The organism is Neobacillus cucumis (genome assembly GCF_002860255.1).
Classification (GTDB): domain Bacteria; phylum Bacillota; class Bacilli; order Bacillales; family Cytobacillaceae; genus Neobacillus; species Neobacillus cucumis_A.
Genome location: NZ_PGVE01000012.1, coordinates 194,311 through 211,618, shown reverse-complemented (window position 1 = coordinate 211,618; position 17,308 = coordinate 194,311). Strand labels below are relative to the sequence as shown.

16 protein-coding genes are annotated in these 17,308 nt (G+C 38.1%); 13 read left to right on the top strand and 3 right to left on the bottom strand.

The features are described 5' to 3' along the window. Positions 1-306: 306 nt before the first annotated feature. Positions 307-1,272, bottom strand: a complete 966-nt coding sequence (locus tag CVD27_RS01890) for an LCP family protein (RefSeq protein ID WP_101646195.1) — start codon at positions 1,270-1,272, stop codon at positions 307-309. A 235-nt stretch (positions 1,273-1,507) separates the two neighbouring features. Here CVD27_RS01890 and CVD27_RS01885 point away from each other — a divergent pair, with 235 nt between their 5' ends. From CVD27_RS01885 to CVD27_RS01865, 5 genes are all read left to right on the top strand, one after another. After that, positions 1,508-2,230 carry a DUF2161 domain-containing phosphodiesterase gene (locus CVD27_RS01885; RefSeq protein WP_101646194.1) on the top strand — a complete coding sequence of 241 codons (723 nt, stop codon included), beginning with the start codon at positions 1,508-1,510 and terminating at the stop codon, positions 2,228-2,230. Between the two features lie 30 nt (positions 2,231-2,260). After that, a complete protein-coding gene (locus tag CVD27_RS01880) occupies positions 2,261-3,070 on the top strand; it encodes a hypothetical protein (protein WP_101646193.1) in 810 nt (269 codons plus the stop codon). A gap of 173 nt (positions 3,071-3,243) precedes the next feature. Then, positions 3,244-3,447, top strand: a complete 204-nt coding sequence (locus CVD27_RS01875) for a DUF1657 domain-containing protein (RefSeq protein WP_101646192.1) — start codon at positions 3,244-3,246, stop codon at positions 3,445-3,447. 82 nt (positions 3,448-3,529) lie between these two features. Then, positions 3,530-3,736 carry a DUF1657 domain-containing protein gene (locus CVD27_RS01870; protein WP_101646191.1) on the top strand — a complete coding sequence of 69 codons (207 nt, stop codon included), beginning with the start codon at positions 3,530-3,532 and terminating at the stop codon, positions 3,734-3,736. A 17-nt stretch (positions 3,737-3,753) separates the two neighbouring features. Then, a complete protein-coding gene (locus CVD27_RS01865; protein WP_101646190.1) occupies positions 3,754-4,614 on the top strand; it encodes a DUF421 domain-containing protein in 861 nt (286 codons plus the stop codon). Positions 4,615-4,788: 174 nt separating this feature from the next. On the opposite strand, the gene CVD27_RS01860 is transcribed toward CVD27_RS01865, so the two are convergent. Then, a complete protein-coding gene (locus CVD27_RS01860; RefSeq protein WP_101646189.1) occupies positions 4,789-4,971 on the bottom strand; it encodes a hypothetical protein in 183 nt (60 codons plus the stop codon). Positions 4,972-5,607: 636 nt separating this feature from the next. On the opposite strand from CVD27_RS01860, the gene fdhF reads away from it, so the two are divergent. From fdhF to CVD27_RS01820, 8 genes are all read left to right on the top strand, one after another. After that, a complete protein-coding gene (fdhF, locus tag CVD27_RS01850) occupies positions 5,608-8,568 on the top strand; it encodes a formate dehydrogenase subunit alpha (protein WP_101646187.1) in 2,961 nt (986 codons plus the stop codon). Further along, positions 8,561-9,103: a DUF1641 domain-containing protein gene (locus CVD27_RS01845; protein ID WP_101646186.1), complete on the top strand. Its 543-nt coding sequence runs from the start codon at positions 8,561-8,563 to the stop codon at positions 9,101-9,103. Before fdhF ends, CVD27_RS01845 begins: the two co-directional genes overlap by 8 nt. A 48-nt stretch (positions 9,104-9,151) precedes the next feature. Beyond that, positions 9,152-9,940: a formate dehydrogenase accessory sulfurtransferase FdhD gene (fdhD, locus tag CVD27_RS01840; RefSeq protein ID WP_101646185.1), complete on the top strand. Its 789-nt coding sequence runs from the start codon at positions 9,152-9,154 to the stop codon at positions 9,938-9,940. Positions 9,941-10,202: 262 nt separating this feature from the next. Continuing rightward, positions 10,203-11,891, top strand: a complete 1,689-nt coding sequence (locus CVD27_RS01835) for a multicopper oxidase family protein (protein ID WP_257984223.1) — start codon at positions 10,203-10,205, stop codon at positions 11,889-11,891. Positions 11,892-12,166: 275 nt separating this feature from the next. After that, positions 12,167-13,378 carry a YecA family protein gene (locus CVD27_RS01830; protein WP_101646184.1) on the top strand — a complete coding sequence of 404 codons (1,212 nt, stop codon included), beginning with the start codon at positions 12,167-12,169 and terminating at the stop codon, positions 13,376-13,378. A 387-nt stretch (positions 13,379-13,765) separates the two neighbouring features. After that, entirely contained in the window at positions 13,766-13,900 is a 135-nt protein-coding gene (locus tag CVD27_RS27710; protein ID WP_142384061.1) for a BA3454 family stress response protein, read from the top strand. A 396-nt stretch (positions 13,901-14,296) separates the two neighbouring features. Continuing rightward, on the top strand, positions 14,297-15,385 hold the full coding sequence (locus CVD27_RS01825) for a hypothetical protein (protein ID WP_101646183.1): 1,089 nt from the start codon (positions 14,297-14,299) through the stop codon (positions 15,383-15,385). Positions 15,386-15,623: 238 nt separating this feature from the next. Beyond that, positions 15,624-16,346: a YwaF family protein gene (locus CVD27_RS01820; RefSeq protein WP_101646182.1), complete on the top strand. Its 723-nt coding sequence runs from the start codon at positions 15,624-15,626 to the stop codon at positions 16,344-16,346. 24 nt (positions 16,347-16,370) lie between these two features. Here the strand turns inward: CVD27_RS01820 and CVD27_RS01815 are convergent, their stop codons facing one another. Further along, positions 16,371-16,988: a DUF47 domain-containing protein gene (locus CVD27_RS01815; protein ID WP_101646181.1), complete on the bottom strand. Its 618-nt coding sequence runs from the start codon at positions 16,986-16,988 to the stop codon at positions 16,371-16,373. Positions 16,989-17,308: the final 320 nt, after the last annotated feature.

Here is a 17,308-nt window from a genome sequence, read left to right as displayed (position 1 = left end):
GGCGGAAATGGTTTGCTAACTTCGTCATTCGCAATCCAAGAATTAGCCATTAAAAGCAAAAATAGCAAGGGGATAAACCCTTGCTATTTCTAATGTTTTTTACTCTCTCTAGCCTTACAAATTGTCCTACATTTTGGTTTGCATTTTCCTGTGCAAATTGACGTTTTGCGATAGGAAACGGAACCCGTTTGGAATCCCCGCTCCTCTTTCATTTTCTTATAAACGTTAAACAACATGTTTTTATAGCTAATTAAGCCTTGAACTTCATTTCTCTTATCTTTCAGTAAAAAAAACAGATCCTAGCTTTTATTCATTTTGAGCCACACTTTTTTCTCCTAAAAAATCATTAAGAGCCTCGATGTTTCTCGCAAAGTCCACTTCTAAAACTGCACCAAGCTCGTCATCACGTTTATTTTCAAAACTGCCATCTTCAGGAATCCTTAATGTCTCTATATTGCTGCTTTTCTTTGTTAATATATCTTTTCCCATCTCCAATAGGGTGGAACTATCTATATTGGTATCTATGTATGTATTCATAAGACTTAATATTTTAGGAAGTTTGACAACACTTTGGAAACTTACCGCTTGCTCTTTTAATTTTGAAATGACTTCCTGCTGTCTTTGGATCCGTCCAAAGTCACTTAAACGATCATGACGAAATCGGACATATCCTAACAATTCTTTCCCATGCAGGGTTTGTTTGCCTTTTTCTAACTTTACATTGATGCCAGAAGACATCTCATAGGGTATGTCTACTTTTATTCCATTTGGTGCCAAAAGATCGACAGCTTTTTCAAATCCTTTAAAGTCTATAATGGTATAATAATGGATATCCAATCCGAAATTTTCTTTAATGGTTTCCCTTAATAATTCAGGACCTCCAAATGAATACGCTGCATTTAATTTCTGTTGGCCATGCTCTGGGACAGAAACCAGCATATCCCGCATGAGAGAAATCAGTTTGATTTTATGAGTTTCCGGATCATAATGGGCGACCATGATGGTGTCCGTTCGAGATTGTTTTTCTCCCCGCGAGTCACTTCCTAGTAAAAGAACATTGATTGCACCTAGTGTATTGGTGTCTCCTTTAAATGTATGTGCATCTTTTACTTTTTTTAGTGGTTGCTTGAGTGGTTGATTGAAGGCTATTACTTTTTCTTCTATGTATTGATATATATTAATAAGACCAACTAGAAAAACACTTAATAGAATAAGGGCGCAGAATAGTCTTCTCCATCTTATTCTTCTTTTATTCTTTTTTACGCGTGTCAAATCCTACGTCACCTCAGAGACTAATCATTTACAGTAAATCTAGTTAATTATCCCATAATTAGTTTTCATTTCTTTTAATATCAGGTTACATTTTTTTGTATTTCTGATTACAAGGTTATTATCGCAAAGTCTTTTATTGTTCAATAGTAGAACATTCCTTTTCCGATAATCAATTATAGGTTACATTTAATTTATGAAACTCATCTTAAGGGTTTGAATTGGATGGTGAATGGATATGAAGGAAGGAAAAAAGCTGCAGGAAATGGATTTATATAAACCAATTCAAACATTTTTCGTAAATGAAGGTTATGAGGTTTACGGTGAAGTGAAAGATTGTGATATAGTGGCTGTTAAAGATGAAGAGGTAGTTGTCATTGAATTGAAGCTTACATTAAGTGTTGATTTGCTTATACAGGCAGCCAAACGGCAGCGGATAACGGATCAAGTTTATATTGCCATCCCCAAACCAAAGCATCGTTTACATTCTAGAAAGTGGATTGATAAATGCCATTTAATTAGAAGACTGGAAATGGGCTTAATTTTAGTTTCGAGTCCATCGAAACGGCCAAAGGCTGAGGTCGCCTTCCATCCATCTCTATTTAATCGTCGTAAAAGTATGGGGCAAAGCAAGAGAAAGAGAGAATCTGTTCTAAGGGAAATCAATGGGCGAAGTGCAGATTTTAATGTGGGTGGAAGCAATCGGACCAAAATCATGACAGCTTATAAAGAGAATTGTATTCAAATTGCTTGTTTTCTAAGCAGTTATGGACCGTTATCCCCGAAAAACTTAATCCAGCTGGGAACAGGAGACAAAACTTCCTCTATACTAGTAAAAAACTATTATGGTTGGTTTGATAGAATCAAGAGAGGCACCTATGTACTATCTGAGAAGGGGAGAGAAGAAATAAAGGAATATCCCGATCTTTTGAATTTTTACTTATGTAAATTAAAAAACTAAACAATGTATTTTTTTCTGGAGGTATCGATTATGCCAGTCATCCGAGCGCAGCAGCGTGACAAAGTTAGTTCGTATCAAAGTCTTCGTTCCATATATGAACAAAATATCACAGTAAACAGCATTGCAGAAACGATGGATACTTGTCATCTTAAGGATGATGCTTACGTTATTAAAGAAATGATGTTGAATAAAGACTATGATGTACTCGGTGTGGAAGATAGCGGTGTGGTTATAGGTTATGTAGTAAGGGACGAATTGAAGGAAGGAACCTGTCAAGACTATTATCGCAGCTTTAGCCCGACTGAACTCGTTTCCGAATCAACGCCACTTTTGCAAACACTGTTTATCTTTAAAGAGATCGATCGAATCTTTATTCTAGAAGGAAACCGGATTACAAAAGTAGTAACTCTGGCTGACCTTCAGAAGCCGCCGATTCGGATGTTGTTATTTGGTTTAATCTCCATTCTAGAAATGCACCTTTACCGCATTATCAATGACTATTTTCCTGAGGAAACTTGGAAAAAACATTTAAATCCTAAGCGGATTCAATTTGCAGAAGATCTATACTCTCTTCGAAAGGCAAAGAATGAAGCGATTCAATTAAGTGATTGCTTGCAAATTTGTGATAAAAGAGACATCGTCCTTCATGAAGAGCCATTGAGGGACCTGTTAGGGATTGACACAAAGACGAAAGGGAAACAATTCTTTAAAAAATTAGAAGAACTTCGGAACAACTTGGCTCATTCTCAGAATATCAATACAGAAGACTCATGGAATGAATTGTTCTCTTTAATCGAACAGACCGAGCAATTATTAGAGCAATGTGAAAAGATTAAATAAAACTAAGCAGAAAAAGTTGGTACTAATCATTGGTGCCAACTTTTTTATATAACCAAAGATGAAATGAAAGACCTGATTCTAACTTTTTAAGTAAACATTACCACTTATACATCTTAATTTTCAGACAGAGAATACATTTGTAGTTCAATTATTTGTAAGGGTGGGAATGCAAAATGACAGTAGCTACTCAAGTGAATCAAACGTTAGCAGGCTTAAAAAGTGCACAAGCAAGTTTTGAAACTTTTGCATTGCAAACTGAAAATAAGAGTGCAAAGCAATTGTATCAAAATGCTGCTCAACAAACGCAAACGATTATTGACAGCCTAGAACCGCGTCTTCAGGAAATTCAAAAAGAAGAACCACAATATAATCAATAAAAAAAGATGGGGTAGCGTTATGCTGCCCTGTTTAATCATAACTTGCACAATAAATACGCTTTTTAACAATAGGGAGCTAAAAATGACAGTATATTCCAATGTAAAACAATGCTTAGTATCAATTCAAGGAATGGAAGCACAACTTTCCACTTTTGCTTTAAATTCGCAGGATGAACAGGCTCAACAAGCGTTTCACAAAGCCATGTTAATTATGGAAGAAGTGAAAAATGATTTACAAAACCGAACAACGGAAATGGAAGTTCAAGAACCTCAATATAAACCATCTTAAGATCGAGGTGAACGATATTGCCTGATTGGATTGAAGTGGCCTTACGTGCGTTATTGTATATTGCAGTATTATTTTTGATGACCAAATTTTTGGGGTCAAAACAAATTTCCCAGCTTTCGTTTTTTGAATATATCTCAGGAATCACTATTGGTAGTGTTGCCGCTGAAGTAATTACCGGTGTTGATGCGAAAATAATGCATGGAATTATTGTGTTGATTATTTTTGGAGTCGTAACCTTTGGTGTGGACGTCCTTTCTTTGAAGAGCAAAAAATTTAGAGATATTGCCGAAGGAAAATCCACTGTTTTTATTAAAGATGGAAAAGTGATGGAAGATAGTTTAAAAAAGAAATTTTACTCGATTGATGATTTAAATACATTATTGAGGAAGAAAAATGTATTTAAAATGGCCGATGTAGAGTTTGCCGTTTTGGAACCGAACGGAGAATTAAATGTTCTCTTGAAAAAAGAAAATCAACCGATCACTTTAAAGGATTTAGACATAAAGGCTGGGAATGAGAAAGCTCCTCAGACAGTTATTATGGACGGGAAAATAATAAATAATGCCCTTACTGAGGCAAATAAGAACCAACAATGGCTCGATACCGAATTAGGGAAACTTGGCGTTATGCTAGATAATGTATTTATGGCACAAGTGGATTCCTATGGACAATTAACCATAGATGTTTATGATGACAAACTCAAGATCCCATCACCGCAACAAAAACCACTATTAATGTCATCACTAAAAAAATGCCAAGCCGACCTAGAATCTTTTTCTTTACAAACGGATTCTGAAGAGGCAAAAAAATTATATACAGAGAATGCGGAAAAATTACAAAATGCCATTGAGTTACTTACCCCTTATTTAAAAGGGTAAATTTCAGGATGTATATTTTCAGATTATCGCATCCCATTTTTCTTATATATACGTGAAAATGATCCTTAGCATCTTGGGAGGGACTAAGGATCATAAAAATTTGCTATTTGATTCATTTCTTGTATAAAAAAAGAAGGTAGTTATACCTTCTAAATTTTTTGCGATCACGTTCTTTTACGTACGCTGAATCGTAGAGAGTGAGAAGTTTTTCACCATTTTTTGCAGGTTTCTATGACCTTCTCTTAATTTTATGGTTTCTTCGATGATTTTTTGGAATCCCTCTATATCCCTATCAGATGCATTTAATAAAGACTTCGGCAGACCTTCGACGAGTTGTTGTAGGGTTAGCTCATTCAACAATAAATACCACCTTTCAACTTATTCGTAAGACTTCGATTTCGTCTTGTCTTTAATATTTTGTATATAAGGGATTTTTTCCTGCCATTACGTTATAAAACTTCTCTACATTTATCTCCATATTTTATAAGAAATAGTAAAATTCCTTCTTTTTCTTACAATTTCAGACCTTATATGATGAAGTACTTTTCTTATTTGTAGAAAAATATCTTTTGTGACACCAACCTTCTCAAGGTACGAGGTACTGTACCACACAATAGGGAACACCATCCAAAGAAGGAATCCTATTTTTATGAGCATACAAATTCTTACTAAAAGGAACGATTATGTAGGTTTCTCCGTTCTCTTTGTTCCTTTCCTTTCTAAATTTCTTGAATACAAGATCACTCGCCACTTCCAAGGAAGAAGCTTCGATTGTCTCCACTATTTTGTATCTATATTTTTGATTTCTTTTCTTGCTTTTTAAAATCATATATTTCATGTGGATTCGTCCCTTCTTTTTCCATGCTTTACCACTATTTCACCAACTACAAACAATCTTTTCATTGAATTGAAGCAGAAAGGGTTTTTATTTTTTAAAAAATGGGGTACTGAAAAAGGAGAGAGTCATTATTAAAAAGAAAGGATGGAGCCATTTTGTTAAAAAACATACACATTACGATTAACGGAGCAGAGGTAGAGGCAGCAGAAGGACAAACGGTTTTGCAATACCTCAACGATAGCTCCATTGAAGTTCCGCAGGTGTGCTATCATCCTAGCCTCGGACCGATTGAAACTTGCGACACCTGTATCGTAGAGATAAATGGAGAACTTGTCAGGTCCTGTTCGACCCCTTTAAAGGAGGGGGATGTCATCGATACAATGGGCCCGCTTGTAAAAAAATCGCAAACAGCGGCAATGGACAATATTCTCCGCAATCATGAATTATATTGTACGGTTTGTGATTACAACAATGGCGGCTGCGAAATACATAACACCGTTAAGGAGATGCGAATCAACCATCAAAGTATTCCTTGGAAGGATAAACCGTATCAAAAGGACATGTCGAATCCTTTCTACCGCTATGATCCTGACCAGTGTATTTTGTGTGGACGCTGTGTCGAGGCCTGCCAGAATGTACAGGTCACTGAAACCCTTAGAATTGATTGGGATAGGGAGCATCCTCGGGTCATCTGGGATAACGATGTTCCGATTAACGAATCTTCCTGTGTTTCATGTGGACACTGTTCGACCGTTTGTCCTTGTAATGCGATGATGGAAAAAGGAATGCTTGGGGAAGCCGGCTATCTGACAGGCATTGAAGGAGGAACCCTCCGTTCGATGATTGAATTGACCAAAGGGGTGGAGACCGGTTATGGTTCCATCCTGACCATTTCCGATATGGAATCCGCGATGCGTGAGGCGAAAGTGAAACGTACCAAAACGGTTTGTACCTTCTGTGGTGTCGGCTGCAGCTTTGATGTCTGGACAAAAGGACGCGAGATTTTAAAGGTGGAACCAAATGCTGAGGCACCGGCGAATGGCATTTCCACTTGTGTAAAAGGGAAATTCGGCTGGGATTTTGTCAATAGTGAAGAACGGTTAACGAAGCCGCTGATCCGTGAAGGCGACAGCTTCCGTGAAGCGGAATGGGAGGAAGCTCTTGATTTAATCGCCAAACGTTTCCGTGAGATTCGCAGCCAGTATGGACCCCAATCGATGGGCTTTATTACTTCCTCAAAATGTACAAATGAAGAATCCTATTTAATGCAAAAATTGGCTCGTCAGGTCATCGGCACAAACAATGTCGACAACTGTTCTCGTTATTGTCAGACACCAGCAACGGTTGGGCTGCACCGAACCGTTGGGTACGGCGGTGACGCTGGGTCTATTAAGGACATAGCCAAAGCCGGTCTGGTGATTATTGTCGGTTCCAATACAGCAGAAGCACATCCTGTCTTAGCCACAAGGGTCAAGCGTGCCCATAAACTTCATGGGCAAAAATTGATTGTGGCAGATCTTCGTGAGCACGAGATGGCCGCCCGGGCAGACCTGTTCATTCACCCAAACGCAGGGTCCGATTTGGTTTGGCTCTCTGCTGTAACTAAATACATCATTGATATGGGCTGGGCCGATGAAGAGTTTATTCAAATGAATGTAAATGGTTTCGAAGAATACAGAGAAAGCCTTGCTCCTTATACGTTAGGTTATGCCGAGGAGGTCACTGGTCTTTCTAAAGAGACACTGATTCAAATTGCGGAAATGATTTATGAGGCCGACGGAACCGCCATTCTTTGGGCAATGGGTGTGACTCAGCATCTGGGCGGCAGTGACACAAGTACAGCCATTTCTAACCTCTTGCTGGTAACCGGAAACTATGCACGGCCGGGTGCCGGTTCGTACCCACTCCGGGGCCATAATAATGTTCAAGGAGCAGGGGACATGGGCAGCGCGCCGGAGAATTTTCCTGGATACCAGCGTGTGGACAACCCTGAAGTGCTGGCGAAATTTGAACAGGCCTGGGGCGTCAAGCTGTCCTCGGAAGTAGGTATTAATAATCACGATATGATTGAGGGAATACACCAAGGTACGTTGAAGGCCATGTATGTAAAGGGAGAAGAAATGGGGTTAGTCGACTCAAACATTAACCATGTCCATGCGGCTTACGAAAAACTCGAATTTTTCGTTGTTCAGGATATCTTTTTCTCCCGGACTGCCCAGTATGCGGATGTCGTTCTGCCGGCAAGCCCAAGTCTTGAAAAAGAAGGAACCTTTACCAATACGGAACGCCGTATTCAAAGATTGTATCAAGTCTTTGAACCACATGGTGATTCCAAGCCAGATTGGGAAATCATTCAGTTAGTAGCCAACCGGCTTGGTGCCAACTGGAATTACCAGCATCCAAGTGACATTATGGAGGAAGCGGCAATGCTAATGCCGATTTATGCGGGGGTCACTTATGAAAGATTAGAAGGTTACAAGAGTTTGCAATGGCCAGTAAAACCGGATGGGACCGATACGCCGCTCCTATACACAGATGGATTTCCTTTTTCAGATCGAAAGGCCCGATTCTATCCAGTGCAATGGACAAAGCCGCTTGATTTTGAAGAACAATATGACCTTCACCTTAATAACGGCCGATTATTGGAGCACTTTCATGAAGGAAATCTCACTTACAAATCAAAAGGAATTTCAGAAAAAACACCGGCAGTATTCCTTGAAGTTTCACCTGAGCTTGCAGCAGAACGAGGCCTAAAGGACGGAACGCTTGTCCGCCTGACGTCACCATTTGGTAATGTAAAAGTGAAATGTATCATTACTGCTCGGGTAAAGGGCAAGGAAGTATATCTGCCCATGAATGATACCGGGGACGGAGCCGTCAATTACCTGACAAGCAGTGCAGCGGATAAGGATACCGATACACCTGCTTATAAGGACACTCGTGTTAGAATGGAAATTTTACAGGAGGAGGGGATTAATCCTCTGCCAAGAATTAATTTCCGTTATGGGAATCCACAGCCTCAAATGGGTGTTCAAGTGCAAAAGAAATGGGCCCGAAAGGATTATGTGTTCCCGGGTGAACTTGTAAAGGAAAGGGAGCGGTCAAAGAATGGCTAAAGCAATCAAGCAAATTAACCGTTACGAGATTTCCGAAGAGGAGAAGCGCAAAAAGGATTTACGTGAAATTGAGGATTCCCTATTAAAAAATAAGGATGCTTTACTAGATACACTGGACATGGTGAAACATATGCATGACCGGGGGGTTATTCCTTTATTGAGCGGATTATTTGCTGAAGGCGACAAGGTATTGCAAATCCTTGTTAAAAAGGCTGACACGAAGGAAACGGCCAATACTTTAAAAAATCTTTTATTGATGGTTGGGGTTTTAGGTACCTTAAATGTAAAGCAGCTGGAACCAATTCTCCTTAAGCTGAATGCCGGAATCGCTAGAGTTTCAGAAAGCAAGGATGATGATGAGAAAATTGGTTATTTCGATATCGTCCGGTCCTTGAAGGATCCTGAAATTAACCGGTCGATTGCCTTTTTCTTTGAATTTTTAAAAGGAATGGGAAGCGAAACGGGCCATTTGGAACGGACAACCCAGCTGCCGGAACATCAGGCACACCATGCCAATCCCGATCACCATCTATAATCTATTTATTCGGAGACTTGAGTTGAAAAACGATGGGAGGGGTGTATCATGTTAAGTGAAATTACGACTTCTCAAAGCGTTGTTAAATATAACGGACGTACCTTTACCAAAGAAAAGGATGACATTGCTGTGGAATCGGCACTGACTATTATTCTTGATGGGGAAGAGTTTGCTACGGTGGTATGTACACCCTCGGAGTTAACTGAATTGGTGGTGGGCTTTCTTGCTTCTGAGGGTGTGATTCGCGTTTTTCAAGATATCCAATCGATTCAAATCGATGAGGATCAGGGATTCGCATATGTGGACTTGGTTAATAAGCAATCGATCCGTAAAGATTTCCATTCCAAGAGATTCATTGGTTCCTGTTGTGGAAAAGGACGTCAATTTTATTTTCATAATGATGTTAGGACAGCTAAGACTATTATGACCAAGCTAACCATCACTCCAGAGCAATGCCAGCATTTAATGAAGCAGCTCCAGGAAAGCTCGGCTTATTTTCAGCAAACGGGTGGTGTCCATAATGCCGCCCTATGTACAAAAAGTGGAATGATGATAATAAGGACTGATATCGGACGGCATAATGCCTTAGATAAACTTTTTGGCTACTGCTTGATTCATCGAATTTCATTAAAGGATAAAATCATTGCTTTTAGCGGAAGAATTTCCTCAGAAATCCTGCTCAAGGCAGCCAAAATTGGCGTAGGTATCATCCTATCCAAATCTGCTCCGACAAATCTTGCTCTGAATCTAGCTGAAGAGCTTGGAATTACGGCAGTGGGTTTTATCAGGGGAAGAGGCTTTAATATTTATACACATCAGGATCGAATAACAATTTAACTTTAAGTTTAATAACGAAATGGAAACAATGCCAGGGAATTTCTTTGGCATTGTTTTATCTAGTTTCTACTAAAATTAGTTAATAGAAAATAGAAACGATAATGAATAGATTTTTTAGAGAATTGTCCTTAACGGGCTTGTCTTTTTTTACATACAATATAAGGAATTCATGAGAAAGAGATGAAAAAATTTAATCCTATTTTAATGTACTACTATATTCATTTTACTTTCTATGAAAAAGTTAAAAAGAAGGTGATTTTATTTGGAAGAGAATTATTCACTCCCCGGGGAAGAAGAGAGTAGTGGCTATGAAGAAAGCAGCGATACTAAAAACACTGATTTTATCATAGATGCATCCAATCCTGGGGCTATTCCAAAATTTGTGGATGAGCTTCCCATTCCAAAAGTACTAAATCCTGTCTCACGAGAAAATGGCTGTCCTTATTATGAGGTTGAAATGAAGAGTGCTAAGCATAGATTTCATAGGAACTTTAAAGAAGCTGCTACAATCTTTGGTTATAACGGTATGTATCCTGGTCCCACTATTGAAGCAATGAAAGGGCAAGCCGTTAGGGTAAAATGGATCAATAATTTGCCGTTAAAGCATTTTTTGCCAGTGGATAAAACTTTAGAGGATGCTATGGATAGTCCAGAGGTCCGTACGGTTGTGCATCTCCATGGTCACAATGTGGCTCCCGATAGTGATGGTCATCCAGAAGCATGGTTCACACGCAATTACGAATATGTAGGTAAAAAATATTGCAGACAAGTATATGAATATCCAAATCAACAGCAGGCAACAACCCTTTGGTATCATGACCATGCAATGGGAGTCACAAGACTTAATCTTTATGCCGGCCTGGCAGGTTTCTATTTACTTCATGATTTTAATGAACAGAGCCTTGACCTTCCTAGAGGGAAATATGATATTCCGCTTATGATACAAGATAAAAGCTTTAGATCTGATGGCTCACTATTTTATCCGGATAATTTAACGCCTAGAAATCAATTTGTCCATCCTTCTGTTGTCCGAGCTTTTATTGGGAATACCATGGTGGTTAACGGAAAGGTATGGCCTTATCTTCATGTCGAGCCAAGAAAGTACCGCTTTAGAATGTTAAATGCATCTAATACGAACGGGTTTACTTTTAAATTATCCAATGGGCAACCCTTCTGGCAGTTAGGCACTGATGGCGGACTGATCAGTGTAACTAAGGCAATACAAAAATTTCCGCTCGATCCTGCGGAACGTGTAGATGTCATTATCGATTTTTCAGGTTTAGAAGGTGAGACGATAATCCTCCAAACAGAAGAATTAGATCTTCAGGGAAATCCTGATATTCATAAGAGAGAAGTTATGCAGTTTAGAGTAGGCAATAAAGGAGGAGATTCCATTCCATTGCCCCAAAACCTTCGCCCATTTGACAAATTAGAAGAAGCAAAGGCCGTAAAAACAAGAAGATTTGTTATGTCTCAAGAAGTAGATGGTTTTGGAAGGATTAAGTTAACCCTAAATAACCTTGAGTTTAGTGACCCTGTGACTGAATTTCCTGAGTACGATACAATCGAAATTTGGGAACTTGCGAACCCTGTTTTTGATCCGACTAGGCCTCTTGGCATTCCACCAAACATTTCTCACCCCATTCATCTTCATCTGGTTCAATTCCAGATACTCGGCCGGCAGCAATTTAATGTAAACCCAAACAAGTTTAATGCAAATCAATGGATTACCAACGGTGGAGGTATAGAATTTGTATCGAATCCAGTTGATCCAGACCCAAGTGAAATGGGCTGGAAAGATACAGTAAGAGTCGAACCTGGACAAGTAACGAGAATCATTGTTCACTTTAAAAATTATACAGGAGAATATGTATGGCACTGCCACATTCTTGAACACGAGGATTACGAGATGATGAGACCTTTGATTGTTATTAAAAAATATAATGATTAGGATAAATAGTGCCAGATTTGTGTAAATCTTAACATGATTATAAGTATAGGAGATATTCTCCTATACTTAATTTTTATTTTTTTAGTATTTAAAACTAGAATCCATTGACTGATTAATGGGACGTCAAATAAGGAGTCGGATGAATGCTCTAAACACTAAATATATTTTTCTGTTATAATGAAACACGGAAAAATGTGTACACATATTTATCAAATCATCATTTAAAAGTATATGTTTCCTAATCCATTATAATTTTTTCAGAGGTGAACAACATCATGAATAACATCCAGGAGAAAGAAATCAATGAACAATTACTCGGCGCTCTAGAAAGAAGCAAAGAAATGACTCGAAAAATGAAGGAAAAACAGGAGTTAAAAATCTGGAGTGAAATTTCGGTCCCTTTTAGCCTGAAAGACGCGCTCACAAGGCTTTCAAAAGATGAATTAAGTGATATCAGAAGACGTTTTGAGATAAAAGGCGCCAGCCAATTAAAAAAAGGGGAATTAATTGATTTATTAAGCAAACAGATTCCGCTTTTACTTGAAATGATGTTCACGAACATCGATCAAGAGCGCTATGATTTAATGAAACAAATCATCCGTAATGGTGGATATATCGTTGACCCAGATTTAGCACAACAACAAGCCGCCTATTTGCGTGAGAGCGGAATCGCCTTTACTGGAACGTATGAAGGTGGTAGGATTTTAGCCATGCCTGTGGAAATCGTTCATCATCCAATTTTCCAAGAAAATGATCAGCAATTATCGGCCATCTGCCGTAGAAATTCGGAGTGGATCAGGCTTACACAAGGTTTGCTTTATTATTACGGAACTTTAACTATCAATGAATTACATGATTTGCTAGAAAAATATACGAATGAACCTGTTAGGCTTTCAAATTATCTTTCTGTCATAGACCATGCCATTTCATATTATAAGCAAATACATAGGGATGAAATCGGTTTTTCTGATTTCAGAGTGTTTGATTCAAAAAAAGCGAAAATGGAACATCAAATGAGAAAAGACCTGGCATTTTTCCCGTTTACTAAGGAACAACTTCTTAAAGCCGGTGAACCGGATTATATTGAACGGAATGCTAGCTATATACAATTTGTTCAATTTTTAACTCAAAACTATGAAATCGATAGGGAAGAAGCCGATGGGATTGTTGAAGAATGTGTTTATGCCACAAATATTGGAGAGAGTCCAAATGATATTCTTCAGTATTTGCAAAGCAGACTAGAGATCACAACGATCGATATGTTTAAAGCTTTTATGGACCACGTCGTAAACATGATGAATAACTCAAGGCAATGGGGTCTCAAAGGATATACCCCAAGAGAGTTAGGGGCAAAAGAACGTAATTCGCTGCTAACTTTACCAGACGAAAATAAGATTATTGATTTTGCATCCAAGAAGAAAATTGGCCGAAATGATCCTTGTCCGTGTGGCAGTGGCAAGAAATATAAAAAGTGTTGCGGGAGATAATGGTAAGAATTGTTCCATATGATCTCTAAAGGGACTGCTCAATAGTATAATAAATGGTAAGACAAATCTGCACATCAGATACAAAATGGTGTGCGGGTTTTTTTATAACCTCATGTAAATCTTTTTCTAAAAGCTGGTTATTCATGAATAATTCCTCCGTCTAGAACATAAATATTTCGACATGTTTCTTCCTATTCAAAAATATAACAACATACATTATTAGAAAATTTATTGATTTTATTATTTTCTCCAATCATTTACTTTGTTAATACTCCTATTCATCTTTGTTAAGAAGAGAATTTGTCAAATCTTGACCTATTTTATAGCTTTTCTCCATTTCAGTTTATTTGTAAAATAAAAAAAAGTTAAAAAAGGAGATAGAACAAAATGTACAAGTATACCATCTATGTAACTCTTAATGGGAAAATATATCAAACCAACGTCATTGCTTCCAAAGATCAAACAGAAGAAGAGGTTTATCGCATAGCGAAAGAACAAGTTCAGAAACAATGGGCAAGTTAAATACATAATCCTGATTTGAATTGAACAATCACCCTTAGAAAAGATTTTAGATAGCTTCTTTTACATACCTATCCAGCTGCCAATGGCGGCCTTTTTTTGTTTAAATAAAGGGCAGTAAAGTGAGTTTACTATATTTTGTCAATTTCTATATTGGATTAAATCAAAAAGGAATTATTTTGTTCTATTTTTATCATTTTAAGCATATATTAGAATGATTTTTGAACTTTTTTAAATGGTACATAGCGCGGCCAAGAACTTTTATATAAAAAGAAATAATGAAATGAAAGAATGACTTGTACAAGATTGTAAAAATGCTGGGCAGAGGATAGAAATAAATCACATAAAAAGAATGAGCAAATTCGTCTGATAAAGAATTTTTCTATGGAGGAGAATTGGATGGCACAGTTTATGTTTGAGACGGTTGACAATTCACGCCCCGTCGAAGGAATGCCTTGTTTGGCTCTCGATAAGAACAGCAATCCTCATATTGCTTATGCCGATGGGGGGCGCAAACTTATACTCGCAAATAGAGTTGACGGTTCATGGGTTCAGGAGGAAGTGTCGAGCGCTGGTCTCGTCGGGGGCTCAGACCCTACGATTTGCCTCAGGATTGATTCTGAAGGGAATCCACACATTGCTTATTTATCCTATGATGGACTTCTCACCTATGGAGTAAAACGAAACAACCATTGGGAGTTAAATGCTATCCCAACGAGCCGTTTTGGTGACCCACGTGGTGTTTCAGGTTTTGATTTTCGACTTCATTCGGGACGATTAACCCCCGAGCTTCGCGACACTCCGTACTTTGCTTATCATGATTTAACCTCAAACTCTCTGGGGTTTACTAGAAAAGTGGAGGGACAATTTAAGCGAATGTTGGTAATACCAGAAGACTATCCGTGGGACAAAGGTCTTTACCCTTCAATGGTATTCGATGGTGATTCAGAAACATTCCTCATATCGTATATCGAGGAACTCGAGCAAGGTGAACCGGATCCGGCACTTCCGCCCCTCACAAAGGTTCGGGTGACGAGAATACTTGACCCTATCGAAGGCACGGTCGGCTATACAGCCCTCCTCGATAACGACCATTTTCAAGTGGCGAGACCTACTTCCATAGCGGGAGCTACTCAATGGTGTGTAGCTTACGCTGACCTGACTAACCGCAAGCTAAAGGCATCTGTTTTCGAACTTGGTCTAGAAGAGCCACATAAAGAAATGGTAACGGATACCGTTTATCCAGTTGCACCATCGGTAGCATTAGAACTTGGAATTAGACATGGTTACCGAATCGCCTTTGGTGATGAAAACAAGTTAAAATTAGCCTCTCGCGATCAATCGGGTGTATGGGTTGTAGAGATCGTAGATCCTGACGGCGGCAACATGGCATCCTTGGCTTATGATAATCTAGGTAATGCCCACATTGCCTATACAGCTGGGAAAACGTTGAAATATGCCAAAGGGACGGGTGTTCGATTCCACTGATTCTCCTATTTAAGTAAAAGTACACTTAAAGAAATAAACATTTAATAACAAGTTTAAGCAGTGGATTCGTAAAGTAATCACACTGCTTATTGCATTTAACCCAGACTCTTCTTAATCAAAACTTAGTTTGCATAGAAACCTTAGCTCTCTCATTAAATAAAATCATGTCATTCATTTATGTTATTGAATACAAATAAATTAACAGCATTACATCGTACCGAGAGGTGGTGATGACATCATGTTTTCTGTTACAGGAATGCATGGATTCCAGTTGTTTTCTGTAACTCATCTTGCTACGTTAGTGGTTTTCTTTATGGCATGCGGTGTTTTAGTGTATTTAAGAAATAAACCAAAGAGATACCCGCAGATGATTAAATGGACGTTGTTAATATTGTTGCCAGCATGTGAGATTTCCCAGCAATTATGGTTAATTCTAACTCATCAATGGGTTGTAAGTGATCTTCCTTTACAACTCTGTTCACTTAGTACCTTTTTAGCCATATACTTATTCCTGAAAAGAAATGAAAAAGTGTTTTATCTGTTTTACTTCATTGGTACTCTTCCTCCATTTTTAGCGATGGTTACACCAGAAATGGTCTACACATTTCCTCATTTTCGATTTATCGAATATTTCCTGCATCATTCACTCCTTCCATTAGCTGCACTGTACTTTATCCTTTATGAAGGTTACAGGGTTCCTAGAAAAGCAATACTATCCAGTTATGTAATCGCTAACATCATTGCTGTGCCTATTTTTATCCTGAATCAGCTGCTGGGCACAAACTTTTTCTACCTAGCCAGTCCAACAGAAGCCAAAACCATCCTAACATTTTTCGGGACTGGAATTATGTATTATATAAATCTAGAAATTGCAGCATTGATTGTTTTTTGCATCACGTATATCCCTATGGGTGTATTACAAAGGGTGCAAAGGGACGGTTCTCGTGATTCGGAATCATGAGAACCGTCCCTTTGCTTCTTTGCTTTAACTATTTTTCATAATAATCGTATCAAACATATTAGCTGCTGACTTGCAGGCGTCGGCAATTTCTTCAAGGTTTTCATAGATTTCTTTGTATTGAATAATTTTGATTAGATTTTTTTCAAAGGCAAACAATTGTTTAATGGATTCTCGTAAGATATTGTCACAATTAGACTCTAATTCTTTAATTTTTAAAATGTGTTCACGAATATTGAGCAATTTCTTGTTGGAGAGTAACTCAACGCCCAAATGAATCTCATCAATACATTTTTTGATTGCGTCCACAAATCGGAGCATATAGTCGTTTTTTTCGATCTCATGATACATTTCGAATAACGCAGATGTATGGTTTAAACCGTCCAAAATAGTATCCATACTTAAAGAAAGGGATAAAAGATCCTCACGCTCAATCGGAGTAACAAACACACTATTTAAATCAATAATAAGGTCATGAACCAATTGGTCTCCAATGGATTCATATTCTTTCATTTTTTCAGCAAAGGTTTCAGGGTCACTTATTTCGTTAAACACAAACTCAGAGAAATGGTTCGCACTTTCCTTTAAATTTAATGAAATGCAGACTAACTGAACAAATAACTTATCTTTCTTTTTTAATGCCAATATAGTTCCTCCACACTATCAAATTTGTAAAACCTCAAAATACATGAACCATTAGATGTGAGAAATAAGAAAACTGTATATGGTTCAGAAGTATACAGACGAGTAGTACTCATATGGACGATACAGTAGTTCAAATGCATTACTATAGTAAATGCTTTTCATGGACAGGCAGTAACGGCATACAACCTAACTACACACCAAAAATCTAAATTATTATGAAAATGGACAATTTTATAACAAAGGCTATTTTCGCAAAAATGGTTGTTTTTCGTAAAAGTTCATCGACCCGTATAACTATTTGCATCGTGGCATCTTTTCGT

Bases quoted from the DNA above. Each gene is read 5' to 3' on its own strand.
- CVD27_RS01830 (WP_101646184.1), top strand. From the start codon at position 12,167: ATGAATAACATCCAGGAGAAAGAAATCAATGAACAATTACTCGGCGCT.
- CVD27_RS01870 (WP_101646191.1), top strand. From the start codon at position 3,530: ATGACAGTATATTCCAATGTAAAACAATGCTTAGTATCAATTCAAGGA.
- fdhD (WP_101646185.1), top strand. From the start codon at position 9,152: ATGTTAAGTGAAATTACGACTTCTCAAAGCGTTGTTAAATATAACGGA.
- CVD27_RS01885 (WP_101646194.1), top strand. From the start codon at position 1,508: ATGAAGGAAGGAAAAAAGCTGCAGGAAATGGATTTATATAAACCAATT.
- CVD27_RS27710 (WP_142384061.1), top strand. From the start codon at position 13,766: ATGTACAAGTATACCATCTATGTAACTCTTAATGGGAAAATATATCAA.
- CVD27_RS01875 (WP_101646192.1), top strand. From the start codon at position 3,244: ATGACAGTAGCTACTCAAGTGAATCAAACGTTAGCAGGCTTAAAAAGT.
- CVD27_RS01880 (WP_101646193.1), top strand. From the start codon at position 2,261: ATGCCAGTCATCCGAGCGCAGCAGCGTGACAAAGTTAGTTCGTATCAA.
- CVD27_RS01820 (WP_101646182.1), top strand. From the start codon at position 15,624: ATGTTTTCTGTTACAGGAATGCATGGATTCCAGTTGTTTTCTGTAACT.
- CVD27_RS01825 (WP_101646183.1), top strand. From the start codon at position 14,297: ATGGCACAGTTTATGTTTGAGACGGTTGACAATTCACGCCCCGTCGAA.
- CVD27_RS01845 (WP_101646186.1), top strand. From the start codon at position 8,561: ATGGCTAAAGCAATCAAGCAAATTAACCGTTACGAGATTTCCGAAGAG.